Source organism: Photobacterium sp. HL06, from assembly GCF_059552575.1.
The window spans coordinates 409673-435845 of sequence record NZ_CM183914.1; the positions used below are offsets into that span (position 1 = coordinate 409673).

Genomic DNA, 26173 nt, shown 5'->3' on the forward strand with positions numbered 1-26173 from the left:
AAAAAAGGTGATTTTTTCTCCACCCTTCCCTATAATCTTGCGACCCACCGTACCTGTGATGGCGAAAGCCAGGAGCACCAACCGCTCGAAGGGGTGATGACTGGGCTCTTAACAGACGGAACGCAAGTTCCATTAAGTGAATCAATTTTTAATTTTGGGTAAGAATTAGCATGAAAACTTTCGTTGCTAAACCAGAAACTGTAAAACGTGACTGGTACGTTGTTGACGCTGAAGGTAAAACTCTTGGTCGTCTAGCAACTGAAATCGCATCTCGTCTACGTGGTAAGCACAAGCCGGAGTACACTCCGCACGTTGACACTGGTGACTACATCGTAGTTATCAACGCAGAAAAAGTTGCTGTAACTGGCGCTAAGAAGACTGACAAAATGTACCACCACCACACTGGTTACATCGGTGGTCTGAAGTCAATCAGCTTCGAGAAGCTTATCGATAAGAAGCCAGAAATGGTTATCGAAACTGCTGTTAAAGGCATGCTTCCTAAAGGTCCTCTAGGCCGTGCTATGTACCGTAAGCTTAAAGTTTACGCAGGTACAGAGCACAACCACGCTGCACAGCAGCCTAAAGTACTAGACATCTAATTGGGGAAGATGACAATGGCAGAGAATCAATACTACGGCACTGGTCGCCGCAAAAGCTCAGCTGCTCGCGTTTTCGTTAAACCGGGTACTGGCAACATCGTAATCAACAAGCGTAGCCTTGATGAATACTTCGGTCGTGAAACTGCTCGCATGGTTGTTCGTCAGCCTCTTGAGCTAGTTGAAATGACTGAGAAACTTGACCTATACATCACTGTTAAAGGTGGTGGTATCACTGGTCAGTCAGGTGCTATCCGTCACGGTATCACTCGTGCTCTTATGGAATACGATGAAACTCTACGTCCTACTCTACGCGCTGCGGGTTACGTTACTCGTGATGCACGTAAAGTTGAGCGTAAGAAAGTTGGTCTACGTAAAGCACGTCGTCGTCCACAGTTCTCTAAGCGTTAATTTTACGCTTCAGAATATTATTATTCTGTTTACTGTGTACGAAAAGCTCAACCTTCGGGTTGGGCTTTTTTTTGTTTGTAAAAAACCACCATTTTCCCCTCTAGAGCCCCTGTATTCCCGCGCCTTTATGTAAATTTGAAACAAAAAGAACATACCTCTCACATTTGTTGCGAAAAGGTAGCTTTATCTTGTCAAAAAGTGGGGTTTTCTTTATCATTTGGCGCGATAAACAACAGCTTGAAAATGTAACAAACTATCTGTTGTTTCTTTCCGTTGAAAGTTAGCCGTAAGCTCCAGGGACGCCAAAGGACATAATAATAATCCAGAGCGGGAGCACATGGGAGAATGTTGGATGAGCAATGCGCCAGTAAGTAACGGCCGCCGCCGCTTCCTGACTGCGACAACCTCGGTTGTTGGAGGCTTAGGTGCAGTCGCTGTAGCTGTGCCTTTTATCAAATCTTGGAACCCGAGCGCGAAAGCAAAAGCCGCCGGTGCGCCAGTAGAAGTTGATATCAGTAAGTTGGAAGAAGGCCAAATGGTACGCGTCGAGTGGCGCGGTAAGCCAGTTTGGGTCGTGCGTCGTAGTGATGCAATTTTAGAAGAGTTGGGTGGCCATGATGGTGATCTTCGTGATCCGTCATCAGATGAGCCGCAGCAGCCCGAGTATGCCCAGAATAAATTTCGTTCAGTTAAACCTGAAATATTCCTAGCCGTAGGTATTTGTACCCACCTAGGTTGTTCCCCTACCTATCTGCCTGATAGCTTCAGCGAGCAGGTGAGCGGTGTCAGTGCAGGTTTCTTCTGCCCTTGCCACGGCTCTAAGTTCGATATGGCAGGCCGGGTATTTGCGGGGGTACCAGCACCGCTTAACTTGGTGGTACCACCTCACACATTCCTGGATGATACAACCATTCTGGTCGGTGTAGATGAGGAGACAGCCTAATGGAAGCGCTACTCGGTTGGATTGAAAAACGTTTACCCATGATGGATGCTTATAAAAAGCATTTGTCTGAATACCCGATGCCGAAGAACTTTAACTTCTGGTATTTGTTTGGCTCGTTGGCGATGTTGGTGCTGGTTAACCAGCTCATTACCGGCATCTGGCTGACGATGAACTACGTTCCCTCTGGTGAGGGAGCATTTGCCTCCGTCGAGTACATCATGCGTGATGTGGAATACGGCTGGCTGTTGCGTTATATGCACTCGACAGGCGCCTCGGCGTTCTTCGTGGTTATTTACCTGCACATGTTCCGCGGCTTGATCTACGGCTCATACCAGAAGCCTCGTGAGCTGCTGTGGCTGTTTGGTATGCTGATCTTCCTGGTGTTGATGGCTGAAGCCTTTATGGGCTACTTGCTGCCATGGGGCCAGATGTCATACTGGGGTGCCCAGGTAATCATTTCGCTGTTTGGTGCTATCCCTGTTATTGGTGATGACCTGACACTGTGGATCCGTGGTGACTATGTCATCTCAGGTGCGACACTGAACCGTTTCTTCGCCCTGCACGTTATCGCACTGCCTATCGTATTGTTGCTACTGATTGTGCTGCATATTCTGGCACTGCATGAAGTGGGCTCAAACAACCCGGACGGCATCGAGACCAAGCTACCGAAAGGCAGCAAGGGCGAAGGGTACAAAACCCAGTTCCCGTTCCATAAGCAGTACAGCGGCAAGTACGATGTCATCGATTCTATCCCGTTCCATCCGTATGGTACGGTGAAAGATATGGTCGGTGTGGCCGTCTTCCTGTTCTTCTTCTGCTACGTACTATTCTTCAATCCGGAGATGGGCGGCTACTTCCTTGAGCCACCTAACTTTGAAGCGGCTAACCCGCTGAAGACACCTGAGCACATCGCTCCGGTTTGGTACTTCACCCCGTTCTACGCGATTTTGCGTGCGGTACCAGACAAGCTGTTGGGTGTTATTGCGATGGGTGCATCGATTGTGGTGCTATTCCTGTTGCCATGGCTGGATCGTTGTAAGGTTCGCTCTTACCGTTACCGTAGTAAGTTCCACCTGATCAATATCGTCCAGTTCACTATCAGCTTTATTGCGCTGGGTGTGTTAGGTGCGCTACCTGCAACAGCAACCTATACCTTGCTGGCGCAGATATTCAGCCTGGGTTACTTCATGTTCTTCGTGCTGCTGTATGTCTACAGCAAGAACGAAGCAACCAAACCGCTACCAGAGAGGGTGACATTCAAATGAAAAAATTGATTGTAATGCTACTAGCTCTGTTGCCGTCACTGGCTATGGCGGCTGGTGGTAACGTACATTTAGATGCGGCTAACAACGATCTGTCAGACAAAGCCTCGCTTCAGCGTGGTGCCAAGACGTTCATGAACTACTGTTTCGGTTGTCATGCCACGCAGTACCAGCGCTATGAACGTGTGGCGACGGATATCGGTATTCCGCTGGACCTGATGAAAGAGAACATGATCTTCGATAGCGAAGCGAAGATCGGTGATCTGATGACCAATGCGATCCCTGAGGAGTACGCGGCGGCTTCATTTGGTGCACCTGCACCGGATCTGACTCTGGTTGCCCGTGTTCGTGGTACAGACTGGCTATACACCTATCTGCGTTCTTTCTATGCTGACCCAAGCCGTCCGTTTGGTGTTAACAATGTGGTTTTCCCAAGCGTGGGTATGCCGCATGTACTGGAAGAGTTGCAGGGTGTGCCGACAAAAGTGTATGAAACTCACCTGGTCGACGGTGAGGAAGTACAGGAGTTTGTTGGCATTGAGTCTGATGGATCCGGTGAGCTGAACGCTGAAGAGTATGATGAAGCGGTTCGCGATCTGGTTAACTTCCTGGAGTATTCTGCAGAGCCGGTAAAACTAGAACGTCAGAGTCTAGGGTTATGGGTAATGGGCTTTCTTGTCATATTCTTTGTACTAACATTATTGTTGAAGAAAGAATATTGGCGTGATGTCCACTGATCAGGTAATCTAGTGGGTTAAGAATCTCGCAATGGGGGCTCGGGCCTCCGTTGCTTTTTGTGTATATAAGTATACTGGAGGGGTTAATGGCTGTTGCTGCCAATAAACGCTCTGTGATGACTCTGTATTCTGATGCTTCGGACATCTACAGCCATCAGGTGCGTATCGTACTAGCAGAAAAGGGTGTTAGTGTTGAAATCGAGCTGGTTGATCCAAACAACCTGCCGGAAGATCTACTGGACCTAAACCCGTACAACTCTGTTCCAACCCTGGTGGACCGTGAGCTTGCTCTTTACCAGGCTGGCATCATTATGGAGTACCTGGATGAGCGTTTCCCTCACCCACCTCTGATGCCTGTGTATCCTGTTGCTCGTGGTAACAGTCGTCTGATGATGTACCGTGTTGAACGTAACTGGTACACACTGGCGGAGAAAGTAAACAAAGGCACGGCAGATGAGGCAGATAAAGCACGTAAGCAATTACGTGAAGAACTGCTTGCTCTGGCACCTGTATTTGCTGAATTCCCGTACTTTATGAGCGATGAATTCAGCTTGGTTGACTGCTACCTGGCACCGCTACTATGGCGTTTACCTGAAATGGGTATCGAACTGACCGGCGCTGGTGCAAAAGAAGTGAAAGCATATATGACTCGCGTTTTCGAGCGTGATTCATTCCTTGCCTCACTAACTGAAGCTGAACGTGAAATGCGTTTGGCCGGCCAATAATGGATATGGATAAAATGACGCCGCGCCGCCCTTATCTGCTGCGCGCGTTTTACGACTGGTTAGTTGATAATGACCTGACACCTCATCTGGTTGTGGATGCCACAATGCCAGGGGTTAAGGTGCCGATGGAATTTGTCAGTGACGGTCAAATTGTACTGAATATTGCTCCGCGTGCAGTAGGCAACCTGGAACTGGGTAATGAAGCGATCAGCTTTAATGCCCGTTTTAGCGGCCGCCCGCACACTGTGATCGTTCCTATGTATGCTGCATTGGCTATCTATGCCCGTGAAAACGGTGCCGGTACCATGTTTGAGCCTGAGCCGGCTTATGCATCAGATATGGCTGACATCGAACTTGCAGATGACGATAATCACTATGATGAGATTACAGAAGTTGCAGAGGAGACATTGTCTCCGGTAGCTGAAGTGATAGAAACCAGTGATGACAGTGGCCCAGATGATGAGCCGCCTCGTCCGCGAGGCCGACCAAGCCTCCGCGTCGTTAAATAAAAAACGCAGCCTTCTGGCTGCGTTTTTCTTTTGATATCAATAGTAGAGGCTTCGCCTTGGAAGCGAGTTACGCTTCATGCTTCCGCTCTTACTGAGGGTACTCAAAGACCTTGACGACTTTCTTCACCCCAGAGACGTTACGGGCGATCTCAGTGGCAATATTGCCCTGTTCTTGGGTGACATAGCCAAGTAGATACACTTCCTGCCCTTCAGTGACCACTTTGATGGAAACATCTTTCAGCTTCTTACTGCCAATCATTTGCGATTTGATTTTGGTGGTGAGCCAACTGTCCTTGCTGACTTCGGCCAATTGAGGCAACGGGCGAACCTGTACCTGGTTATAGATGGTGCCCACATTCTTCAGCGCCCGAACTTTTTCTGTCAGTTGTTGCTTGGTTGGCTGATCAACAGCTTGGCCGACGAGTAGTACCTTGCCATCCATAGCTATCGCGTTAATCCTGGCTTGCTGCCTAAAAGGGGGCTTATTGGCTAGCCCGCCGATTTCCATTTCGATTTGCTGATCAAACCACTGCTGCTTGGTTGAGCGGGGATCCGTCGGCGTGAGGCCGGAACAACCCTGAAGAACAAACAATATTGTAATCAGCAGCGCTCGGTACATTGTCATTGGTTATCCTTCGTGGTGTGGGAACAGTACCTTATCGATAAGATCACACAGGCAATGTACTGTCAGTAGGTGGCCTTCCTGGATACGGGCAGTGCGCTGTGACGGAATACGGATCTCGACATCCTGAATACCAAGCAGGCCAGCCATTTCACCACCGTCTTTGCCTGTCAGGGCAATGATCGTCATATCGCGGGTCAGTGCGGCTTCCATGGCTTTGATAATATTTTTGCTGTTACCGCTAGTGGACAGTACAAGCAGGATATCACCGGCCTGTCCAAGCGCACGTACCTGCTTGGAAAAGATCTCATCATGGTGGTAATCATTGGCGACAGCCGTCAATGTGGTGGTGTCTGCTGTCAGTGCTAGTGCCGGCAGGCTTGGGCGCTCAGTTTCAAAACGGTTAATCAGACAGGAGGCAAAATGCTGGGAGTTTGCCGCCGAGCCTCCATTGCCACAACATAAAATTTTGTTGCCGTTAAGCAGGCTCTGCACCATCACTTGTGCTGCCTGGGAGATCGCATCTGGCAGAGCCTCTGCCGCTGCAATTTGGGTCTGGATACTTTCGGTAAAACTTTCTCTAATGCTCTCTAGCATGGATTAACCTTCAACTAGGGTGTTGGTAAACCACTCAATTTGGTGGTCGGGACCTTGGATCGCCACGACATCAAACCTAAACTCAGTGTGTTCGGCTGAAAAGCCATTTTTCTGTAGCCAAAACAGCGCGGCCCGTTTTAGCTTTTGCTGTTTGCGCCAGTCTACCGCTTCTGCGGCAGAACCGTAATGTGCATTTTGACGGAATTTGACTTCGACAAAGACCCAGCAGGCCCTATCGCGCATAATGACATCAATTTCACCGCTGCGGCATTGGAAATTGCGGCAGACAGGCTTGAGGCCATGACGGCGTAGGTGTTGCTCCGCCATGGCCTCATAGGCTTGTCCTTGCTTGCGCTTATTGAACGGGTTCAATGCCGCTACCGGAAAAGATGGCCCAGCTGATCTGGCGCTGGATCACGCATTGATCATCAATGCTCAGCTGGCCGGTCTTCCCTTGGGTCGTGTAATTATCTACGACGCGCATCTGTGGTAGCTCGGCGATCATTTTATAGGCGTCCATCCCAAAGGCGTGCAGGCGGATATCGGTATTCCTGGCGTTTGGCCACAGTTCGTTATAGCGCGCCATAAAGTTCTGGTTCGCATCGACCAGTAGCGGGATATCACTAAATTCAATCCCACGCAGTTCGTTCATGTCACCTTTGCTGTCCGGGTAGCCGCGAGAGCTGGCATATAGCTTCGGTGGCTGGATATCCGGGTTAATGGCCACTTCAATAAAGGGCTTGAGCAGGGTCAGTTCATTTTTATTGGCAACCAGGTAGACCGCGTCGGTATCTCGGCGGCTGCGTGGCTGCGATTCGAGCTCCAGCCCCAGTACTTGCTGCATTTGGTTAATACGGGTCTGGCTTTCTGTCAGGCCGAAGACCGTCGCGATTTGCTGCTGGATCTGCTTGCGCGAGCTAAAGGCACTGACCGCCGGGGATTTGCCTGTCAGCTGCTGCCATTGTTCGATAAAGGCATTGCTGACCCGCTCGCCAAAACTGTTTCCCGGAGCCAGCACCATCGGGTACTCGTGACCTTTGGCAAACAGATGTTGCGCCGCTTGCTCGGCTTCCTGCTCTGGCGAGAGAGAGAAGTAGCAGGTGTTCGACTGGGTCATACTGAGCTGCTCTGGCTTATTCAGGGCGAGCATAGTGATGCTAGTGGTATTGCCGCGCTGGAACTCGGTGATCTTGTCTTTTCTCAGCGGGCCAATGACCAGCTCGATCCCATCTTGTTCCAATTTGCTGAGGATAGTGCTAACGGGTTCAGCCTCGGTGTCATAAATTGTCAGCTCGGTCTCGGCATCGCGACCGGTATCATCGAGCATGGCGTTAATGAAACCGTCCCTGACCGCTTTGCCTGACTGCTCATAGCGCCCGGTCAGTGGTAACAACAGGGCCACATTGTTAAGCTGGGTGATTTCCAGTGCCATGATCGCCTGCAGCTCTGCGGGCAGGTATTGGTTGGCTGGATGAGATGCGTTTTTAGCCAGCCATTCCTCAACGGTTGCTTTTAGCTTGGCAGGGCGTTGTGAATAGGTGTTTTTAAGGATACTCAGTTGTACCCAGCCGCGTAGAACGGTTTCATCTTCGTTTAGCTTTGTTGATTGCAACTGGTTGTTATTATAGTGAGAAAGATCTCGCCACAGGTTTTGCCAGTTGGCGTTTTTTTGCTCTGCTTTCAGGAACTGATCCAGCACGGTCCGCTCGCGGGCCGCCCTGAATGGTTGGTTGATTTGGGCAAAGAGCTCAGCGCGCAGCATATGGAAGCGCAGGTACTGGCTATCGGCCAGTGTCCACCATGGCTGGAAATTCAAGGTATCCAGTGCTGACTGGGGCTGGCCTTGCTGATAGCGCAAGGTTGCACGGGCCAGTTGCCATTCCGCCATCTGGATCGGGTTCATCGATAGCCGTCCCAGGCGGTTTGCCTGCTGCTCGGCCTGGGTCCAGCTCCCTTCTTTGATCAGGGCTTTGAGGGCTAGAATGTGCCAGTCGATGCTATCTGTGCCTTCACTCGACTCGGCTTTGATCAGATAATTCGCAGCGCTGTCGGTAACGGCAGCAGTAATATCGGTGGTCACGGCCTGCTGTTGAGTTGGCGTCGAGCAGCCAGCCAGGATCACGGCGAGGGCTACAGGCGCTAATAGTCGTGATACACTTTTACGCTTATGGGTAAAATTGAGCATTGAATTCATTCAACTGTGACAAATTACTCTCTATATTAATTGCAGATGAGATCTTAGACAAATGAGTGAGACCAATTCATGCACGGTAGATGTCGCAACTTTGTACATCGTACCTACACCAATCGGTAATTTAGCGGACATCACGCAGCGTGCATTGGATGTATTAGCAAATGTGGATTTAATTGCCGCCGAAGATACACGCCATACATCACGCTTGTTGACACATTTCTCTATCTCAACCCGCACCTTTGCGCTTCATGATCACAATGAGCAGCAAAAAGCTGATTATTTGATCGAAAAGCTACAGGCGGGCACGAGCATCGCGTTGGTTTCCGATGCCGGTACCCCTCTGATTAGCGATCCAGGATACCACTTGGTCAACCGCTGTCGTCAGGCGGGTGTCAAAGTTGTTCCTCTTCCTGGCCCATGTGCCGTGGTAACAGCATTAAGCGGTGCAGGCTTGCCGTCAGACCGCTTTAGCTTTGAAGGGTTCTTACCACCGAAGAGCAAAGGGCGTAAGGACCGTTTCCAGGAGCTGGCAGATGATGAGCGGACGATGATTTTCTATGAGTCACCGCACCGGATCATGGATTCACTGACGGATATGCTGGCGGTCCTGGGCCCTGAGCGCCAGGTCGTATTGGCTCGTGAACTGACGAAAACCTTTGAGACCATTCACGGTGCGCCGCTGGGCGAGCTGATTGACTGGCTGGGGGAAGACAGCAATCGCACCCGTGGCGAGATGGTGTTGCTGGTAGCCGGACACCGGGCACAGAAAGACGACTTACCTGCAGATGCACTTCGTACCGTCACTTTGCTAACCAAAGAGCTACCGTTGAAGAAGGCTGCTGCACTGGCAGCTGAAATTCATGGTGTGAAGAAGAACGCGCTGTATAAGTGGGGGCTGGATAACCTCGATTGATTGGGGGCGAGATCCTAGGAAGAGCAGGCCCTAGGTTCTGGGAAGAGCAATAGCTTGATGCTTATAGTTGGCTTTGAAAGCTTACCTGTAGGACCCAGGGCTTAATCGAAAATCACCACTCGACTCTGCCCATGGCCGCTTCTTTTTCGAGTGATTCGGGCTGTTGTGGGATATTTCACTGGTAACTGTGACCCAAGTCCTATACAATCCGTCGCCGGAGTTGGCCAGGGTAATCGCTGCTTCGTTGATGTCCCTTGGGAGACTGACGAAGGGGAGGAAAGTCCGGGCTCCAAAGGGCAGGGTGCCAGATAACGTCTGGGGGGCGCGAGCCTACGACCAGTGCAGCAGAGAGTATACCGCCGATGGCTCGCTTGCGAGTACAGGTAAGGGTGAAAGGGTGCGGTAAGAGCGCACCGCGCGACTAGTAATAGTTCGTGGCACGGTAAACTCCACCCGGAGCAAGACCAAATAGGTCCCTAATGGCGTGGCCCGCGTTGGGGACGGGTAGGTTGCTTGAGCCTGTGAGCGATTGCAGGCCTAGAGGAATGGTTACCACCGCGAAAGCGGAACAGAACCCGGCTTACAGGCCAACTCCCCTCTTTCAGAATAAAAGGTGGTGTCATGCATCGGAAACGAGGCGGGCATCACCTTTTATCGTTTTAGGGCTCGATTTCACAAAATTGAATTAATTAGCCTGCATCTGTTTGGTATCAATGTAAAACCCTCACACAGCATTATCATTTGTTTGTCAGAAATCTGACCTCTCGCTTGACAACTTTTTTGTCTCATACGTACACTTTGCGGTGGGATTTTGCGGGAAAAGCCGTTTTTAACGATAAATAAATGTGCTTAATTGCTTAAGGCTGTGAGCTGGCAGGCAATTTTCCTTCTAAATACACACTTTCAGGCTGAGGCCGCTGCAGTGTTATCTGGGCGTTCTTGGTGAGCTTTCACTACAGCTGAACTTATTTTTATGTCTGAACAATTTGAGCACGTTTCCGTTTTACTCCATGAGTCAGTTGACGGCCTGGCTATCAAACCTGACGGTATTTATATCGATGGCACTTTTGGCCGTGGCGGGCACAGCCGGTTGATTTTATCTCACTTGGGTGAAAACGGCCGTCTTTACAGTATTGACCGCGATCCGCAGGCAATTGCCGAAGCACAGAAAATTAATGACCCGCGTTTTACCATCATCCATGGCCCGTTTTCCGGCCTGGCTGAATACATGGAAGAACGCGATCTGATTGGCCGGGTAGATGGTGTCCTGCTGGATCTTGGCGTTTCTTCGCCACAGCTTGATGATGCCGAGCGAGGCTTCAGCTTTATGCGTGACGGTCCGCTGGACATGCGCATGGATCCGACATCTGGTATTTCAGCGGCTGATTGGCTGGCTGAAGCTGATGCCGATGATATTGCCTGGGTCTTGAAAGAGTTTGGCGAAGAGCGTTTTGCCAAGCGTATTGCGCGTGGCATTGTTGCCCACCGTGAGAATGAAGAAAAAGAGCCGCTGACGCGTACTACCCAGCTAGCGAGTTTGATTGCAGAAGTTTCGCCATTCAGAGACAAGCATAAGCATCCGGCTACCCGTAGTTTCCAGGCTATTCGTATTTATATCAACAGCGAACTGGATGAGATTGATACGGCACTGCACGGCGCGGTTAAAGTTTTGGCTCCCGGCGGTCGCCTGTCTGTGATCAGCTTCCATTCGCTGGAAGACCGTATGGTGAAGCGCTTTATTCGCAAGCAGAGCAAAGGACCGGAAGTACCAGCTGGCCTGCCGTTGACTGAAGATCAGATCAAGGCGTTGGGTACGGCTGATCTGAAGACCGTCGGTAAGGCAATTAAGCCGTCGACGTCGGAAGTGAGCGGCAATGCCCGTTCGCGTAGCTCAGTATTGCGTTTGGCTGAACGAGTATGAATTCGGCGCCAGAACCCTCAGAGAATTTAGCTCGCCTGATCGCACGGGATCTCGTGTCGGTGGGGCGTGCTCCGTCTGCTTTGTTGGTTCTGGTGCTAATTTCTGCCCTGGGGGTGGTGTTAGTCACCCACCATTCACGCCAGCTGATTGCCCAGCAGGAACAATTGTTAATTGAGCGGGATCAGCTTGATATTGAGTGGCGAAATCAGATCCTCGAGGAAAACTCATTGGCGGAACATAGCCGGATCGAGCGGTTAGCCGAGAAAGAGCTGGAGATGAAGCGCCCTTCAAGAGACAGTGAAGTTGTCGTGCAGTAATTAATTTGATGAATATATTTAAGCGCCAAAAATCGAAGAATCAGCGTCGCCAGAAAGCGCCACCGGTTTTTATCCCGTGGCGCTTTGGTGTTATATGTGCTTGTGTTGCACTGGCTTTAGTCGCCCTGGTGGGCCGGGCTGCCTACATCCAGGTGTTGGATCCGGGCAAGTTGATCCAGGAAGGCGATATGCGCTCGCTTCGGGTAAAAGCCATGCCTTCTGCCCGCGGAATTATCTCTGATCGCAATGATGAACAATTGGCGGTTAGTGTCCCGGTACAGGCCGTCTGGGCTGATCCGGTTCAAATCTACAAAAATGGTGGTATCCAGGTACCGGAGCGCTGGTTTGCGCTGGCGGATGTCCTGGGCCTTGATCGCCAGAAGTTACTCTCCCGTCTCGAAAAAAACCAAAAGCGCCGCTTTATCTATCTCCAGCGCCAGGTCAGTCCGGCGATGGCCTCCTATGTCAACAAGCTAAAGCTGCCAGGAGTTGGCCTTAAAGATGAATCCCGCCGTTTTTATCCGGCTGGTGAGGTCAGTGCCCATCTGATTGGGGTGACCGGTATCGACAGCCATGGCCTCGAAGGGGTGGAGCGTACCTATGATGGTTGGCTGACCGGTGAGCCGGGGCGAAGAACCGTACGTAAAGACCGTTATGGCCGGGTCGTTGAAAACATTTCCCTCAAGCAGCGTGAGCCGGGCAAACCGCTCAGTCTGAGTATTGACCAGCGCTTGCAGGCTGTCGCCTATCGCGCCGTGAAGCAGGCGGTGGCGGATTACCAGGCGACATCGGCCACCGTGGTAATGGTGGATGTTCGTACTGGCGAAGTGCTGGCAATGGTCAATGCGCCTTCTTATAACCCCAATAACCGCGATCAGCTGCAAAGCTTCCGGATGCGCAACCGTTCGATCACCGATGCCATGGAGCCGGGATCGACCATCAAGCCATTTGTGGTACTGGCGGCAATGGAAAACGAGGTGGCCGATGAAGAAACCATCATCGATACCGGCAATGGCCTGATGCAGGTTGGCGGTAGCCGGGTGAGGGATGTCTCTCGGGTCGGCAAGGCCAACCTGGCGAAGATCCTCCAGAAGTCCAGTAATATCGGGGTGAGTAAGTTATCACTTGCGATGCCAATTGATGCCGTACTCGGCATGTACAGTAGTGTGGGTTTGGGCGATGCTTCCGGGATCAACCTCATTGGAGAGGCCCAGGGCTTTTTCCCCGATCGCCGTCGTTGGTCTGATTTCGAACGGGCCACACTGGCGTTTGGCTATGGTATTTCTGTGACACCCATCCAGTTGGTACGCGCTTATGCGACGCTGGGGGCGATGGGTGTGAACCGTCCGCTGTCAATCCTCAAGACGGAAGAAGTCGTGCCTGGTCGCCAGGTCGTCTCTGTTGAAAATACCCGCAAGTTACTGAATATGCTAGAGCTAGTAACGAGCAAAGAGGGGAGTGCCAAGCGCGCTGCTGTGCCAGGCTATCGAGTCGGTGCAAAAACAGGTACCGCCAAGAAGGCAGCCGCAGGCGGGTATAGTGATGAATATATTGCCATGACCGCAGGCATCGCCCCGATCAGCAATCCCCGCCTGGCAATGGTGGTGGTAGTGAATGAGCCCCAGGGCGATAAATATTATGGCGGTGCCATTGCCGCACCAATTTTCTCTGAAGTGATGGAAAGTGCTCTTCAGATTTTGAATGTCCCGCCAGATGCCGGGACGAAAGAACAGCTAAATATCGTACATAACAGAGGCAATGCGCATGCCGGTACTTAATCAAAATAATAAAGTGGGGGCGTTGTTGTCTCCATGGATTGCGGCAGCAGCGCTGCCTGCGGAACTTGCCGATATCGAACTCTCCGGGATGACCCTGGATAGCCGGCAGGTTAGCACAGGCGAGATGTTTGTGGCAGTGAAAGGCCATGCTGTTGATGGCCGCCGGTTTATTCCTGCAGCGATTGAATCGGGTGCCACAGTGATACTGGCTGAGGCTGAGGGTATTGCTGAACATGGTACGGTGACAAGCCAGGACGGGACTTTCACTGTGTATCTTTGCAACCTGGGGCTTCTGCTATCGGCGATTGCCCGCCGTTTCTTTGGTATTCCTGATGAGCAGCTTAAGTTGGTTGCCGTCACTGGCACCAATGGCAAGACCACCATCAGTCAGCTGTTGGCGCAATGGGCTGAGCAGCTGGGCCACCGCGCAGGCGTGATGGGGACAACAGGGAACGGTCTGTTGCAGCAGCTGGAGCCGGCGGTGAATACGACAGGTAGTGCTATTGAAATTCAGCAGGTGTTGGCCGGGCTGGTCAATGACGGCGCGGATTTTGCGGCGATGGAAGTTTCTTCTCACGGCCTAGTTCAGGGGCGGGTTAAAGCACTGAATTTTGTCGCCAGTATTTTTACCAACCTAAGCCGGGATCACCTTGATTACCACGGTGATATGACTGCCTACGCGGCGGCAAAGAAAACCCTGTTTACCGATCATCACTCCGGTGTCGCTGTGATTAATGCTGATGATGAGGTTGGCCGTGATTGGCTGGCTTCTTTGCCTGATGCCGTTGCTGTTGCCAGTACTCAATCTTGCCTGGGCCAGCACCCAGGCCGCGGTGTATGGCTTGAGCAGGTGGAGTACAGCACCCAGGGGGTAACCGTCAGCTTTGATTCGTCTTGGGGGGCTGGCAAGTTCACAGCGCCGTTAGTCGGCTCATTTAATGTGATGAACCTGATGTTGGCGCTGGCGACCTTATTGGCCACGGGCCACCCTTTAGCGCGCCTGATTGAAACGGCCCCGAAGCTCCAGGCCGTGATTGGCCGAATGGAAGTTTTTCAAAAGCCTGACAAACCTATGATGGTTGTTGATTATGCTCATACCCCAGATGCTCTGGAAAAAGCGCTGCAGGCGCTGCGTGTGCACTGTCACGGCAAGTTGTGGTGTATTTTTGGCTGTGGTGGCGATCGCGATAGCGGCAAACGACCAATGATGGCCGATATTGCTGAGCGACTGGCCGACCAGAGCATTTTGACTGACGATAATCCGCGCAGTGAAGACCCTGCTCTGATCGTCGCAGATATGCTGGCTGGCTTGCAGCAACCAGAAAAGGCCACCGTGATCCATGACCGCAGTGCCGCATGTAAATGGGCACTAACCCATGCCGGTGCCGATGACATTGTTTTAGTGGCTGGCAAAGGACATGAGGATTACCAGATCCTGGCAGACCGCACCATTCACTATTCTGACCGTGAAACCGTTCAGGCCTTACTGGAGAATAACGCATGATTGAAGTTCAGCTTTCGCAATTGGTTGATGTTCTAGAGGCTGAACTGATTGGCAGTGATACCTTGATTGCTGAGGTATCGACTGATACTCGTACTATTTCAGCCCAGACACTGTTTGTCGCCCTCAAAGGCGAGCGCTTTGATGCCCATGATTTTTGCCAGGATGCTAAAAATAACGAGGCTGCGGCGTTGCTAGTAAGTCGGCACTTACCTGTCGACTTACCACAACTAGTTGTAAAAGATACCCGATTGGCCCTCGGCCAGCTCGGAGCCTGGCTTAAAGCCCGGATGGAGCAGCAATATGGTCTGAAAACCCTGGCCCTGACGGGCAGCTGTGGCAAGACTACGGTCAAGGAGATGGCCGCGGCTATCCTGGGCCAGAAAGGCCGGGTGCTGGCAACGGCAGGCAACTTCAATAACGATATCGGCGTGCCCTTGACCCTGCTGCGTCTTGAGCCGACCCATGAATTTGCGGTTATCGAGCTTGGTGCCAACCATCAGCAGGAGATTGCTTACACCACGTCGCTGGTCAAGCCGCAGGTTGCGTTGATCAACAACCTGGCTGCCGCCCACCTTGAAGGTTTCGGCTCGCTGGAAGGGGTGGCCAAGGCAAAAGGTGAAATTTTTGAAGGGCTTTCTTCGGGAGAAGGGAGTGCCGCTGTCACAACGACGGCAATTATCAACCTAGACTCCAACGAGCTGGCTATGTGGCAGCCTGTCTTGGCTGGCCATCAGGTACAGACATTTTCTGCCAGCCAGGCTGCGGCGGATTTCTCAGTAAGTGACATATTTATTAACAGTCAGGGCCGTGCTTGTTTTACAATGCGCACCCCTGAAGGTGATACACCGGTCACTTTGACCTTGCCTGGAGCCCATAATGTCGCGAACGCATTGGCGGCGGCGGCATTGAGCATGGCTATGGGGGCAACCTTGGTTCAGGTTAAAAATGGCCTAGAGCAGGTTGAGAATGTAAAAGGGCGGGTGGATATCACCTTGCCTCGTGACGGTCTGCGCCTGATCGATGATACCTACAATGCCAGTGTGGCATCGGTGAAGGCCGCGATTGATCTGCTTGCCACTTTTGCCGGCCAACGCTGGTTTGTGCTTGGCGATATGGCGGAGTTGGGCGATGACAGTGCAGCGCTGCACCGGGAAGTGGCTGAGTATGCCATGGATAAAGAGCTGGATCAGGTGCTGACATATGGCCAGGCCAGTGCCGTGGTCAGTAAAATGAATCACGGACAACATTTTGATGATAAATCAGCCTTGATCAAATTGCTGAAGGAACAGCTTAATCATCAACAACTTAATTCACAAAATACAGAGATTACAGTGTTGGCAAAGGGAGCACGTAGTTCCCGAATGGAAGACGTTATTGCCGCACTGCAGGAAAATGCATAATGATTTATTGGTTAGCTGACTTATTAGAGTCCACGTTCCCTTTTTTCCGTCTGTTTGAGTACCTGACGTTTCGCGCGATCATCAGTGTACTGACGGCATTGCTGCTCTCACTTTGGATGGGCCCGCGTTTGATTGCCCGCCTGCAGTTGCTGCAAATTGGCCAGGTGGTGCGCCATGATGGCCCTGAATCGCATTTCAGCAAGCGTGGTACGCCGACCATGGGCGGTATCATGATCCTGGCGGCGATTGCCATCACGGTTTTGCTGTGGGCCGATCTTTCTAACCCTTATGTCTGGGCGGTGCTAACCGTCATGCTGGGTTATGGCGCGGTTGGTTTTGTGGATGACTACCGCAAGGTGGTCCGCAAGAATACCGATGGCCTGATTGCGCGCTGGAAGTACTTCTGGCAGTCAGTGATTGCCTTCGGTGTCGCTTTTGCCCTGTATGTGCATGGTCAAGATACTGCTGCTACCCAGCTGGTTGTGCCGTTTTTCAAAGACGTGATGCCGCAGCTTGGCCTGTTTTATATCGTGTTCACCTACTTTGTGATTGTGGGCACCAGTAACGCCGTGAACCTGACCGATGGTCTGGATGGCCTGGCCATTATGCCAACAGTGATGGTTGCGGCAGGTATGGCATTTATTGCCTGGGCTACCGGGAACGTGAATTTTGCCAATTACCTGCATATTCCTTACCTGAAAGATGCCAGTGAGCTGGTCGTCGTGTGTACCGCGATTGTCGGGGCTGGCCTTGGCTTCTTGTGGTTCAATACCTATCCGGCACAAGTGTTTATGGGCGATGTGGGTTCCTTGGCACTGGGTGGCGCGCTGGGTACGATTGCGGTATTGGTGCGCCAGGAGTTGCTGCTGGTGATCATGGGCGGTGTATTCGTGATGGAAACAGTATCGGTGATCCTGCAGGTTGGCTCGTACAAACTGCGTGGCCAGCGTATTTTCCGTATGGCACCTATCCACCACCACTATGAGCTCAAGGGCTGGCCGGAGCCGCGGGTGATTGTCCGTTTCTGGATCATTACCCTGATGCTGGTTCTGATTGCACTGGCAACACTGAAGGTACGTTAAATGAATGGCTTAGACGGTGTAAAAAAGGTTGTCGTGATTGGCCTGGGGATGACCGGGCTATCGGTGGTAAACCACCTGCTGCGCCAACCTGACGAGTTTGATATTAAAGTGATTGATACTCGTCCGACACCGCCTGGGCAGGATAAGCTTCCGCCGCAGGTTGGACTTTGCAGCGGCCAGTGGAATATGGACTGGCTGTTGGCGGCAGACTTGATTGTGGCCAGCCCGGGGGTTGCCTTGGCGACGCCTGAACTGGTGGCAGCGGCAAATGCTGGCATTGAGATTGTCGGTGATATTGAGCTGTTTGCCCGCGCGGTGAACAAGCCGGTTGTGGCGATCACCGGATCCAACGGCAAAAGCACGGTCACCAGCCTGGTTGGTGAGATGGCCAAGGAAGCCGGGATCAATGTCGGTGTTGGCGGCAACATTGGCTTCGCCGCCTTGGATATGCTGGCACAGGATCATGACCTTTATGTGCTCGAGCTGTCGAGCTTTCAGCTGGAAACCACCACGTCACTGCAGCTAAAAGCCGCGGTATACCTGAACCTTTCTGAAGATCACATGGATCGCTATGATGGGCTGGAAGATTACAGCCAGGCCAAAATGCGGATTTTCGACCATGCGCAGCTGGCGGTATTTAACCGTGATGATCTTGCAACCCGTCCGCTTGCCTTTTCTGGCAAGGTAACTAGCTTTGGTTTTGACGCTGAGGAGTATGGCCTGGTGTCTGTCGAGGGCGAAGAGTGTCTTGCCGTGGCTCAGCAGCCAGTAATGGCAACCCGTGATATCGCCTTGGTCGGCCGCCATAATGTTGCCAATAGTTTGGCGGCATTGACATTGGCCGATGCGGTTAACATCGATCATTTAGCAGTGTGCCGGGCGCTTAAGCGTTATAACGGCCTGTCACACCGGTGCCAGCTGGTTGCCAGCCATCATGGTGTTCAGTGGGTCAATGATTCCAAGGCGACGAACCTTGCTAGCACCCTGGCAGCCCTCAAAGGGCTGGATTTGTCAGGCAAGTTACACTTGTTGATGGGGGGGGATGGTAAAGGGGCTGATTTTTCGGAACTTAAGCCCGTTTTAGCTGACTTAGATGTGCAGCTTTACTGTTATGGCCGGGATGGCCATGATTTTGCCCCACTTGTTGAAAAACCGTTATCCGTCGAGACCATGGAGCAGGCAATGATTATAGCGGCAGAAACGGCGCAGCCTGGCGACATGGTTCTGTTATCACCGGCGTGCGCGAGTTTCGATCAGTTTCCGAATTTTATGGCTAGAGGCGATGCATTTGTCGCACTGGCCACTGAACTGCAATACAAAGTCACTGGAGTGAGCTAATGCTGGAGCAGGTCAAAGAGAGCTGCTCGGCGGTCAGTGAATGGTTAACCCGGCCGGCGGCACCTTGCATGTATGACCGCCAGTTAGTGTGGGTTGCATTGGCGTTGATGGTGACAGGCCTGGTGATGGTGACATCCGCCTCGGTGCCTGTCGCGACCCGCCTGACCGATATGCCTTTTTACTTTGCACTGCGCCATGGCTTTTTCCTGGTTTGCTCGCTGGTTATTGCGAGCTTTATGGTACAAGTCCCATTAGAGCGCTGGCGCCAGTTCAGCGTCCCTATGCTGCTGGTGTCGATGCTGCTATTGGTTGCCGTGCTGGTGGTGGGCCGTTCAGTGAATGGTGCCGCTCGCTGGATCCCCTTGGGGATCTTTAACTTGCAGCCTGCCGAGGTGGCAAAGCTGTCACTGTTTATCTTCCTGGCCGGTTACCTGGTTCGCCAGTATCACCAGGTTCGGGAGAGCTTATTTGGTTTTATCAAGCCGCTGGTTGTACTGGCAGTTCTCGCGGTGCTGTTGTTGCAGCAACCAGACTTAGGCTCCTTTGTGGTGATGTTTGTCACTACGGTTGGCATGTTGTTTATTGCCGGGGCTAAGCTGTGGCAATTTTTGGCCATGCTGGCCATGGCGGTGCTTGGGATAGCTCTGTTAATTGTCTTTGAGCCTTATCGCTTGCGCCGGGTGACGTCATTCATGGATCCATGGGAAGATCCCTTTGGTAGCGGCTACCAGCTGACCCAGTCATTGATGGCATTTGGCCGGGGGGACTGGTTGGGGCAGGGGCTGGGCAATTCAATCCAAAAGCTAGAATACTTGCCTGAAGCACATACTGACTTTGTGTTTGCGGTACTGGCCGAAGAAGTCGGCCTTATTGGGGTAACGGTGGTACTGCTGCTGATCTTCGCTTTGGTTTTCAAAGCGCTCTTTATCGGACGTAAATGCCTGCAGTCAGGCCAGCTATTTGGCGGTTTTCTGGCATTTGGCTTTGGCTTCTGGTTTGCCTTCCAGACGTTGGTTAACGTCGGCGCGGCGGCAGGGCTAGTACCGACTAAAGGCCTGACCCTTCCGCTGATCAGCTACGGTGGTTCCAGTTTATTTATCATGGCAACGGCGGTCGCCATATTGATACGCATTGACCATGAGCAGCGCCTGGCTGCCAAATATGGTCCTGCAGAAGAATTAGATGACAACGACAATGAACAAGAATAAACGCTTGCTGGTGATGGCCGGCGGTACCGGAGGCCATGTTTTTCCAGGGCTGGCCGTTGCCAAGAAACTTCAGCTAGAGGGATGGGAAGTCCGCTGGCTGGGCACTGCCGACCGTATGGAAGCGGAATTGGTGCCAAAGCATGGTATTGAAATCGACTTTATCAAAGTAAAAGGCCTGAGGGGCCAGGGCATCGCTCGTTTGCTAGCGGCGCCTTTTAAGATCATCGGTGCCATTTTACAGGCCCGCCAATATATTAAAGCCTGGCAGCCCGATGCCGTACTGGGCATGGGTGGCTATGTTAGCGGCCCTGGTGGGGTTGCCGCCTGGTTATCCGGCGTTCCGGTTGTCTTGCATGAGCAAAATGCCGTTGCGGGGCTGACCAACCAATGGCTTTCCCGTATTGCTGCGAAAGTGCTGCAAGCTTTTCCGGGGGCATTTGCAGGCAAAGAGGTTGTCGGTAATCCGGTCCGCCAGGATGTTACCTTGCTACCTGCGCCGAGTGAGCGCTTTGCTGAACGTCAGGGGCCGATCCGTATTTTGGTGATGGGCGGAAGCCAGGGGGCTCGCATTTTGAACCAGACCATGCCTGAAGTGGCCGGGATCTTGGGCGATAGCGCCACTATCTGGCACCAGGCGGGCAAAGGCAGCCAAGATGCAACTGAGCAAGCCTATGCGGCCAAAACAGATACCCAGCACAAAGTGACTGAGTTTATCGATGATGTCGCTGCTGCTTATGCATGGGCTGACATTGTTGTCTGCCGCTCCGGCGCACTCACCGTATCCGAATTATCAGCCGCTGGCGTCGGCGCAGTCTTTGTCCCGTTTATGCACAAAGACCGCCAGCAGGCACTGAATGCCGACCACCTGGTGCAATGTGGGGCTGCCAAAATGATTGAGCAGATGGATCTGACTGCCCAGGGCCTGGCCGAAGAATTAAATCAATTAGACCGTAGCTCGCTTGTCAAAATGGCAAGTGCTGCACGTGATGCAGCGATCCTTGACGCCGATGTGCGTGTTGCCGATGTGATCAAGTCGCTAGCAAATCAATAAGACGAGACAGAGTGATGAGTAAACTGGATAACCAGCAATTAGCAAAAATCAGAACCATGGTGCCAGAGATGCGCCGCGTTGAGCGTATTCACTTTGTTGGGATCGGCGGTGCCGGAATGAGCGGTATCGCAGAAGTATTGGTCAATGAGGGCTACTGCATCAGTGGTTCGGACATTGCGCCGAATGCTGTGACAGAGCGCCTGACGGAAAAAGGGGCGGAGATCTTCTTTGGCCATGCCGCCAGCAATGTTGAAGGTGCCAGTGTGGTTGTCGTGTCTACGGCGATTGCCGCTGATAACCCTGAGCTTGTGACGGCGCGCGAGCTGAGGATCCCGGTTGTCCGCCGGGCAGAGATGCTGGCTGAGCTGATGCGTTACCGCCATGGCATTGCTATTGCCGGAACACACGGTAAAACGACCACGACAGCACTGACAACCCAGATTTATTCTGAAGCCGGATTGGATCCAACGTTCGTCAATGGCGGGCTGGTAAAAAGTGCTGGCACCAATGCTCGCCTTGGCTCGAGCCGCTACTTGATCGCAGAAGCTGATGAAAGCGACGCGTCGTTCCTGCACCTGCAGCCAATGGTGTGTGTGGTGACTAATATTGAAGCCGATCATATGGAGACTTATGGCGGTGATTTTGAAGTGTTGAAGCAGACATTTATCGATTTCCTGCATAACTTACCCTTCTATGGTTTAGCCGTAATGTGTATCGATGATCCGGTTGTTCGTGAGCTATTGCCAAGAATTGGCCGCCAAGTGATCACATATGGCTTCTCTGAAGATGCCGATGTGCGTCTTGTTGACTATAATCAACAGGGCCAACAGGGACATTTTACGATCTTGCGCCAGGGCAAGCCGGATCTAACGATCAAGCTCAATATTCCTGGCGAGCACAATGCGCTCAACGCGACGGCTGCTGTTGCCGTGGCGACAGAGGAAGGGGTTGAAGACGAGGCGATTATTCGCTCCCTAGCTGAATTTCAGGGTACGGGGCGCCGTTTCGATCACCTAGGCGAGTTTGAGTCCGGCAACGGCAACGTTATGCTGGTAGACGATTATGGCCACCATCCAAGTGAAGTGGATGTGACGATTAAAGCCGCCCGTGCAGGCTGGCAGGAAAAACGCCTGGTGATGGTGTTCCAGCCGCACCGTTATAGCCGCACCCGTGACCTATACGATGATTTTGCCAATGTTCTTGAGCAGGTTGATGTGCTGGTGATGCTGGATGTGTATGCGGCAGGCGAAGCGCCGATTGCCGGGGCAGATGGCCGCGCCCTTTGCCGCACTATCCGCGGACGCGGCAAGATCGATCCGATTTTTGTTCCTAATAGTGATGCATTGCCGGCGGCATTGGCCAATATCATTCAGAATGATGATTTGGTTTTGACTCAAGGTGCAGGTGATGTTGGCAAAATTGCCCGTAAACTGGCAGAAATGAAGTTGAATATTGCAGAGATGCACCGTGATTAGATTTCTCTTCTAGATTAAAAGCGAAATGGTACGTTTATTGCATTATTTTTAGGCGGCAAAGTGCCTATGATATAACCATTTATTAGGCTTTGATCTCAGGATATGGAAGGAAACCTTCAACAATGGTTGGAGAGCAACGGGTTGGTCGGTATAATCGATCAACTTTGCACGTTCCTACCTGATTTTTCCAGACGTCGGATATTGCCCCAAGCTATTATTGCTATTGCTGGGGGGCTGTATCGACGATAGAGGTAAGGGCAAGCATACGATATATGGCTGATGCAGTCTTAAAACGAGTATCCCTGCCTTCTTCTGCTATGGCAGTGAACTGGGGGGGAGTGGCGTTTTTTCTTTTTGTTATTGGTTTTATCGCCTGGCTGTTCAGCGCAGGGATAAACTGGATGACAGACGCCAACCGGCTGCCGCTATCGCAGTTGGTTATCCAGGGTGAGTTGGAATACCTGAGTGCAGACGATGTTCGCCAGGGAATTTTACAGCTGGAGCACCTGGGGAGCTTTATGACCCAGGATGTCGATGAGATCCAGCTGGCCTTGGAAGCGTTGCCCTGGATTTCGAGGGCGTCGGTACGAAAGCAGTGGCCAGACTCAATTAAAGTGTTTCTGGTTGAACATCAGCCGTCGGCAATCTGGAACCAGCAATACCTGGTGAATACCGAAGGGGCTGTGTTTAGGGCACTGGCAGAGCAGGTGATAGATTTAAGTCTGCCCGGGTTAACGGGGCCAGACGGTAGCAGTCATGAAGTTCTGGCTGCGTTGCAGGAAATGCAACCAAGATTACAGCGTGCGGGCTTCGAAATTGCTACCTTGGCATTGAATGAACGTCGGGCCTGGCGGGTGTGGTTAACAAATGGAGTTCGGCTCGAATTGGGCCGAGATGCCCGAATGGAGCGCCTGGAGCGTTTCATCGGTTTATACCCAGAATTAGAGCAGCAAGGAAAAGCCATTGAGTACGTAGACTTGCGCTACGACACCGGGGCTGCTGTGGGTTGGAAAGTAGTTCCAGAATAATACCTGCCGTAACAAGCGTCTGAATGTTCAGGATTGTTAGGTGGGTATAACTATAAGAGCGTGCGCTAATGACGAAGGCGGCAGATAAAAAACTCATAGTAGGCCTGGATATCGGCACTTCCAAAGTTTGTGCTTTGGTTGGGGAAGTATTGCCTGATGGCAATGTAAATGTCATTGGTGTCGGCAGTAGCCCGTCACGGGGAATGGATAAAGGCGGGGTCAATGATCTTGAGTCCGTGGTCAAGTCGGTTCAGCGTGCAGTCGATCAGGCTGAGCTGATGGCCGACTGCCAGATTTCCTCTGTGTTTTTGTCGTTATCCGGCAAACATATACGTTGCCAGACAGAAAAAGGCATGGTGCCTATATCTGACAAAGAGGTAACGCAAGATGACGTTGATAATGTTATTCATACAGCGAAATCGGTAAAAATTAGCGATGAACACCGAACTTTACATGTAATTCCTCAGGAATTTGCTATTGATTATCAAGAGGGAATTAAAAATCCTGTTGGTTTATCAGGAGTTCGCATGGAAGCCAGTGTTCATTTGATCACCTGTCACAACGATATGGCACGTAATATCGTTAAAGCGGTAGAACGTTGCGGGCTGAAGGTCGATCAGTTGATCTTTTCTGGCCTGGCAGCCAGCCATGCAGTACTCACCGCCGATGAGCGTGAATTGGGTGTATGTGTGGTCGATATCGGTGGTGGCACCATGGACTTAGCGGTCTGGAGCGGCGGAGCCCTGCGCCATGCCGAAGTGATCCCTTATGCAGGCAATGTTGTAACCAGTGATATTGCCTATGCGTTCGGTACACCACCGGGTGATGCTGAAGAAATCAAAGTAAAATACGGCTGTGCACTGAGTGAGTTGGTGAGCAAAGATGCGAAAGTGGACGTCCCCAGTGTTGGCGGTCGCCCATCTCGTAGCTTGCAGAGCCAGACATTAGCTGAAGTGATAGAACCCCGGTACAGCGAGCTATTGGGGCTGGTTAATCAGAAGCTGTTAGAAATACAAGAACAACTGCGCGATGCGGGGGTAAAGCACCACTTAGCGGCAGGTATCGTCCTTACAGGCGGTGCAGCACAAATGGAAGGTCTGATAGAATGTGCCGAGCGAGTCTTTCGCAACCAGGTACGGATCGGACAGCCATTGGAGCTAAGTGGGCTGACTGATTATGTTCAGGCTCCGCATTATGCAACTGCAGTAGGTTTACTGCATTACGGAAAGGACAGTCAGACATTTGATGATAGTGAACTGGAGCCGAAGCGTTCGGTATCCGGGATTTTCACCAAAATCAGTGGCTGGCTAAGAAAAGAATTTTAAAACCTGATGCGAACAGGATAAACGGAGAGAACAAATGTTTGAACCGATGATGGAAATGTCTGATGAAGCGGTAATTAAGGTCATTGGCGTTGGCGGCGGCGGCGGTAATGCTGTCGATCACATGGTACGTGAATCTATTGAAGGGGTTGAGTTCATCAGTGTCAACACTGATGCTCAGGCACTTCGTAAAAGCAGTGTAAGTACAGTGATCCAGATCGGTGGTGATATCACCAAAGGTTTGGGTGCGGGAGCGAACCCTCAGGTGGGTCGTGACTCGGCGCTGGAAGATCGTGAGGCCATTAAGGCAGAGCTGCAGGGATCAGATATGATCTTTATTGCAGCAGGCATGGGTGGTGGTACCGGTACGGGTGCTGCGCCGATCATTGCCGAAGTTGCGAGAGAGCTGGGCATTCTTACTGTTGCGGTGGTTACCAAGCCATTTAGCTTCGAAGGTAAGAAGCGTATGGCATTTGCGGAGCAGGGTATTGAAGAGCTGTCCAAGCATGTTGATTCCCTAATCACGATTCCAAATGAAAAGCTGCTGAAAGTTCTTGGCCGTGGTATTACGTTGCTTGATGCTTTTGCTAAAGCCAATGATGTTCTTAAAAATGCCGTACAGGGTATCGCCGAGCTGATCACCCGCCCGGGCATGATTAACGTCGACTTTGCTGACGTTCGTACTGTTATGTCCGAGATGGGTCATGCCATGATGGGCAGCGGTGTTGCAACGGGTGATGATCGTGCTGAAGAAGCGGCAGAGATGGCTATCTCAAGTCCTCTTCTTGAAGATATCGACCTGGCAGGGGCTCGTGGTGTATTGGTTAACATCACTGCAGGCCTTGATATGCGCCTTGACGAGTTTGAAACTGTGGGTAACACAGTGAAAGCCTTCGCATCAGATAATGCAACTGTTGTTATCGGTACCTCTCTGGATCCAGAAATGACAGATGAGTTACGTGTAACGGTTGTTGCGACAGGTATCGGCAAAGAAAGCAAGCCGGATATCACCCTGGTTACGACATCAAAGCCGGTTCAGGCAGTTGCTCAGGAAAAACCTGCAGCGGCGCCAGCTGTTGAAGAGTCGAAGTCAGCACCGTTAACTCAGCAGGCACCAGCCGCTGAAGCGAACGTGCAGCAGGGCGGTTCTGCAGCAGCAAAGTCGAAGCCTCAGGCTGACCACGACTACCTTGATATTCCAGCATTTTTACGTAAGCAGGCTGACTAGCCAACGTAAACT

At 51.8% G+C, this 26173-nt stretch carries 25 protein-coding genes and 1 other RNA gene; 22 read left to right on the forward strand and 4 right to left on the reverse strand.

What is annotated here, in order from left to right; all coding sequences use genetic code 11:
• Positions 1–170: 170 nt before the first annotated feature.
• The 7 genes from rplM to sspB all read left to right on the forward strand — a co-directional run bounded on the left by rplM (position 171) and on the right by sspB (position 5183).
• Positions 171–599: a 50S ribosomal protein L13 gene (gene rplM, locus AC51G0_RS01990; protein WP_075762377.1), complete on the forward strand. Its 429-nt coding sequence runs from the start codon at positions 171–173 to the stop codon at positions 597–599.
• Positions 600–614: 15 nt separating this feature from the next.
• A complete protein-coding gene (rpsI, locus tag AC51G0_RS01995) occupies positions 615–1007 on the forward strand; it encodes a 30S ribosomal protein S9 (RefSeq protein ID WP_496300465.1) in 393 nt (130 codons plus the stop codon).
• 352 nt (positions 1008–1359) lie between these two features.
• Positions 1360–1950: a ubiquinol-cytochrome c reductase iron-sulfur subunit gene (petA, locus tag AC51G0_RS02000; protein ID WP_496300466.1), complete on the forward strand. Its 591-nt coding sequence runs from the start codon at positions 1360–1362 to the stop codon at positions 1948–1950.
• Positions 1950–3215, forward strand: a complete 1266-nt coding sequence (locus AC51G0_RS02005; protein ID WP_496300467.1) for a cytochrome b — start codon at positions 1950–1952, stop codon at positions 3213–3215. Before petA ends, AC51G0_RS02005 begins: the two co-directional genes overlap by 1 nt.
• Complete coding sequence (locus AC51G0_RS02010) at positions 3212–3949, forward strand: cytochrome c1 (protein WP_496300468.1); 738 nt, start codon at positions 3212–3214, stop codon at positions 3947–3949. Before AC51G0_RS02005 ends, AC51G0_RS02010 begins: the two co-directional genes overlap by 4 nt.
• Before the next feature lie 86 nt (positions 3950–4035).
• Positions 4036–4674 carry a stringent starvation protein SspA gene (gene sspA, locus AC51G0_RS02015; protein ID WP_496300469.1) on the forward strand — a complete coding sequence of 213 codons (639 nt, stop codon included), beginning with the start codon at positions 4036–4038 and terminating at the stop codon, positions 4672–4674.
• On the forward strand, positions 4674–5183 hold the full coding sequence (gene sspB, locus AC51G0_RS02020) for a ClpXP protease specificity-enhancing factor (protein WP_496300470.1): 510 nt from the start codon (positions 4674–4676) through the stop codon (positions 5181–5183). The genes sspA and sspB overlap by 1 nt, the downstream gene beginning before the upstream one ends.
• Before the next feature lie 88 nt (positions 5184–5271).
• Here the strand turns inward: sspB and AC51G0_RS02025 are convergent, their stop codons facing one another.
• From AC51G0_RS02025 to AC51G0_RS02040, 4 genes are read right to left on the reverse strand one after another with little or no spacing between them, the layout of a single operon-like run.
• Positions 5272–5808 (reverse strand): BON domain-containing protein, encoded by a 537-nt coding sequence (locus AC51G0_RS02025; protein ID WP_496300471.1) that lies wholly within the window; start codon positions 5806–5808, stop codon positions 5272–5274.
• Between the two features lie 3 nt (positions 5809–5811).
• The gene (locus AC51G0_RS02030; RefSeq protein ID WP_496300472.1) at positions 5812–6402 is read right to left on the reverse strand and encodes a phosphoheptose isomerase; all 591 of its coding nucleotides are present in this window, start codon (positions 6400–6402) and stop codon (positions 5812–5814) included.
• Between the two features lie 3 nt (positions 6403–6405).
• A complete protein-coding gene (locus AC51G0_RS02035; protein ID WP_496301841.1) occupies positions 6406–6729 on the reverse strand; it encodes a YraN family protein in 324 nt (107 codons plus the stop codon).
• Positions 6730–6757: 28 nt separating this feature from the next.
• Complete coding sequence (locus tag AC51G0_RS02040) at positions 6758–8587, reverse strand: penicillin-binding protein activator (protein WP_496300473.1); 1830 nt, start codon at positions 8585–8587, stop codon at positions 6758–6760.
• Positions 8588–8648: 61 nt separating this feature from the next.
• Here AC51G0_RS02040 and rsmI point away from each other — a divergent pair, with 61 nt between their 5' ends.
• The 15 genes from rsmI (at position 8649) to ftsZ (ending at position 26161) form a co-directional block, all read left to right on the forward strand.
• Positions 8649–9509, forward strand: a complete 861-nt coding sequence (gene rsmI, locus AC51G0_RS02045) for a 16S rRNA (cytidine(1402)-2'-O)-methyltransferase (protein ID WP_496300474.1) — start codon at positions 8649–8651, stop codon at positions 9507–9509.
• A gap of 216 nt (positions 9510–9725) precedes the next feature.
• Positions 9726–10108, forward strand: an RNA gene (gene rnpB / locus AC51G0_RS02050) — RNase P RNA component class A.
• 374 nt (positions 10109–10482) lie between these two features.
• Entirely contained in the window at positions 10483–11430 is a 948-nt protein-coding gene (gene rsmH / locus AC51G0_RS02055; RefSeq protein WP_496300475.1) for a 16S rRNA (cytosine(1402)-N(4))-methyltransferase RsmH, read from the forward strand.
• Positions 11427–11747: a cell division protein FtsL gene (gene ftsL / locus AC51G0_RS02060; protein WP_496300476.1), complete on the forward strand. Its 321-nt coding sequence runs from the start codon at positions 11427–11429 to the stop codon at positions 11745–11747. Before rsmH ends, ftsL begins: the two co-directional genes overlap by 4 nt.
• An 8-nt stretch (positions 11748–11755) precedes the next feature.
• On the forward strand, positions 11756–13525 hold the full coding sequence (locus tag AC51G0_RS02065) for a penicillin-binding transpeptidase domain-containing protein (protein ID WP_496300477.1): 1770 nt from the start codon (positions 11756–11758) through the stop codon (positions 13523–13525).
• Positions 13512–15029: a UDP-N-acetylmuramoyl-L-alanyl-D-glutamate--2,6-diaminopimelate ligase gene (gene murE / locus AC51G0_RS02070; RefSeq protein ID WP_496300478.1), complete on the forward strand. Its 1518-nt coding sequence runs from the start codon at positions 13512–13514 to the stop codon at positions 15027–15029. The genes AC51G0_RS02065 and murE overlap by 14 nt, the downstream gene beginning before the upstream one ends.
• Complete coding sequence (gene murF, locus AC51G0_RS02075) at positions 15026–16429, forward strand: UDP-N-acetylmuramoyl-tripeptide--D-alanyl-D-alanine ligase (RefSeq protein WP_496300479.1); 1404 nt, start codon at positions 15026–15028, stop codon at positions 16427–16429. Before murE ends, murF begins: the two co-directional genes overlap by 4 nt.
• Positions 16429–17511: a phospho-N-acetylmuramoyl-pentapeptide-transferase gene (gene mraY / locus AC51G0_RS02080; RefSeq protein WP_496300480.1), complete on the forward strand. Its 1083-nt coding sequence runs from the start codon at positions 16429–16431 to the stop codon at positions 17509–17511. Before murF ends, mraY begins: the two co-directional genes overlap by 1 nt.
• Positions 17512–18849: a UDP-N-acetylmuramoyl-L-alanine--D-glutamate ligase gene (murD, locus tag AC51G0_RS02085; RefSeq protein WP_496300481.1), complete on the forward strand. Its 1338-nt coding sequence runs from the start codon at positions 17512–17514 to the stop codon at positions 18847–18849.
• Positions 18849–20057 carry a cell division protein FtsW gene (gene ftsW / locus AC51G0_RS02090; protein WP_496300482.1) on the forward strand — a complete coding sequence of 403 codons (1209 nt, stop codon included), beginning with the start codon at positions 18849–18851 and terminating at the stop codon, positions 20055–20057. The genes murD and ftsW overlap by 1 nt, the downstream gene beginning before the upstream one ends.
• Positions 20044–21108, forward strand: a complete 1065-nt coding sequence (murG, locus tag AC51G0_RS02095) for an undecaprenyldiphospho-muramoylpentapeptide beta-N-acetylglucosaminyltransferase (RefSeq protein WP_496300483.1) — start codon at positions 20044–20046, stop codon at positions 21106–21108. The genes ftsW and murG overlap by 14 nt, the downstream gene beginning before the upstream one ends.
• Positions 21109–21122: 14 nt before the next feature.
• On the forward strand, positions 21123–22583 hold the full coding sequence (murC, locus tag AC51G0_RS02100) for a UDP-N-acetylmuramate--L-alanine ligase (RefSeq protein ID WP_496300484.1): 1461 nt from the start codon (positions 21123–21125) through the stop codon (positions 22581–22583).
• A 272-nt stretch (positions 22584–22855) separates the two neighbouring features.
• Positions 22856–23611, forward strand: coding sequence for a cell division protein FtsQ/DivIB (locus AC51G0_RS02105; RefSeq protein WP_496300485.1), 756 nt, complete (start codon positions 22856–22858; stop codon positions 23609–23611).
• A gap of 68 nt (positions 23612–23679) precedes the next feature.
• Positions 23680–24936: a cell division protein FtsA gene (gene ftsA, locus AC51G0_RS02110; protein WP_496300486.1), complete on the forward strand. Its 1257-nt coding sequence runs from the start codon at positions 23680–23682 to the stop codon at positions 24934–24936.
• A gap of 34 nt (positions 24937–24970) precedes the next feature.
• The gene (ftsZ, locus tag AC51G0_RS02115) at positions 24971–26161 is read left to right on the forward strand and encodes a cell division protein FtsZ (RefSeq protein WP_496300487.1); all 1191 of its coding nucleotides are present in this window, start codon (positions 24971–24973) and stop codon (positions 26159–26161) included.
• Positions 26162–26173: the final 12 nt, after the last annotated feature.

Bases quoted from the DNA above. Each gene is read 5' to 3' on its own strand.
- rplM (WP_075762377.1), top strand. From the start codon at position 171: ATGAAAACTTTCGTTGCTAAACCAGAAACTGTAAAACGTGACTGGTAC.
- rpsI (WP_496300465.1), top strand. From the start codon at position 615: ATGGCAGAGAATCAATACTACGGCACTGGTCGCCGCAAAAGCTCAGCT.
- petA (WP_496300466.1), top strand. From the start codon at position 1,360: ATGAGCAATGCGCCAGTAAGTAACGGCCGCCGCCGCTTCCTGACTGCG.
- AC51G0_RS02005 (WP_496300467.1), top strand. From the start codon at position 1,950: ATGGAAGCGCTACTCGGTTGGATTGAAAAACGTTTACCCATGATGGAT.
- AC51G0_RS02010 (WP_496300468.1), top strand. From the start codon at position 3,212: ATGAAAAAATTGATTGTAATGCTACTAGCTCTGTTGCCGTCACTGGCT.
- sspA (WP_496300469.1), top strand. From the start codon at position 4,036: ATGGCTGTTGCTGCCAATAAACGCTCTGTGATGACTCTGTATTCTGAT.
- sspB (WP_496300470.1), top strand. From the start codon at position 4,674: ATGGATATGGATAAAATGACGCCGCGCCGCCCTTATCTGCTGCGCGCG.
- AC51G0_RS02025 (WP_496300471.1), bottom strand. From the start codon at position 5,808: ATGACAATGTACCGAGCGCTGCTGATTACAATATTGTTTGTTCTTCAG.
- AC51G0_RS02030 (WP_496300472.1), bottom strand. From the start codon at position 6,402: ATGCTAGAGAGCATTAGAGAAAGTTTTACCGAAAGTATCCAGACCCAA.
- AC51G0_RS02035 (WP_496301841.1), bottom strand. From the start codon at position 6,729: ATGGCGGAGCAACACCTACGCCGTCATGGCCTCAAGCCTGTCTGCCGC.
- AC51G0_RS02040 (WP_496300473.1), bottom strand. From the start codon at position 8,587: ATGCTCAATTTTACCCATAAGCGTAAAAGTGTATCACGACTATTAGCG.
- rsmI (WP_496300474.1), top strand. From the start codon at position 8,649: ATGAGTGAGACCAATTCATGCACGGTAGATGTCGCAACTTTGTACATC.
- rsmH (WP_496300475.1), top strand. From the start codon at position 10,483: ATGTCTGAACAATTTGAGCACGTTTCCGTTTTACTCCATGAGTCAGTT.
- ftsL (WP_496300476.1), top strand. From the start codon at position 11,427: ATGAATTCGGCGCCAGAACCCTCAGAGAATTTAGCTCGCCTGATCGCA.
- AC51G0_RS02065 (WP_496300477.1), top strand. From the start codon at position 11,756: ATGAATATATTTAAGCGCCAAAAATCGAAGAATCAGCGTCGCCAGAAA.
- murE (WP_496300478.1), top strand. From the start codon at position 13,512: ATGCCGGTACTTAATCAAAATAATAAAGTGGGGGCGTTGTTGTCTCCA.
- murF (WP_496300479.1), top strand. From the start codon at position 15,026: ATGATTGAAGTTCAGCTTTCGCAATTGGTTGATGTTCTAGAGGCTGAA.
- mraY (WP_496300480.1), top strand. From the start codon at position 16,429: ATGATTTATTGGTTAGCTGACTTATTAGAGTCCACGTTCCCTTTTTTC.
- murD (WP_496300481.1), top strand. From the start codon at position 17,512: ATGAATGGCTTAGACGGTGTAAAAAAGGTTGTCGTGATTGGCCTGGGG.
- ftsW (WP_496300482.1), top strand. From the start codon at position 18,849: ATGCTGGAGCAGGTCAAAGAGAGCTGCTCGGCGGTCAGTGAATGGTTA.
- murG (WP_496300483.1), top strand. From the start codon at position 20,044: ATGAACAAGAATAAACGCTTGCTGGTGATGGCCGGCGGTACCGGAGGC.
- murC (WP_496300484.1), top strand. From the start codon at position 21,123: ATGAGTAAACTGGATAACCAGCAATTAGCAAAAATCAGAACCATGGTG.
- AC51G0_RS02105 (WP_496300485.1), top strand. From the start codon at position 22,856: ATGGCTGATGCAGTCTTAAAACGAGTATCCCTGCCTTCTTCTGCTATG.
- ftsA (WP_496300486.1), top strand. From the start codon at position 23,680: ATGACGAAGGCGGCAGATAAAAAACTCATAGTAGGCCTGGATATCGGC.
- ftsZ (WP_496300487.1), top strand. From the start codon at position 24,971: ATGTTTGAACCGATGATGGAAATGTCTGATGAAGCGGTAATTAAGGTC.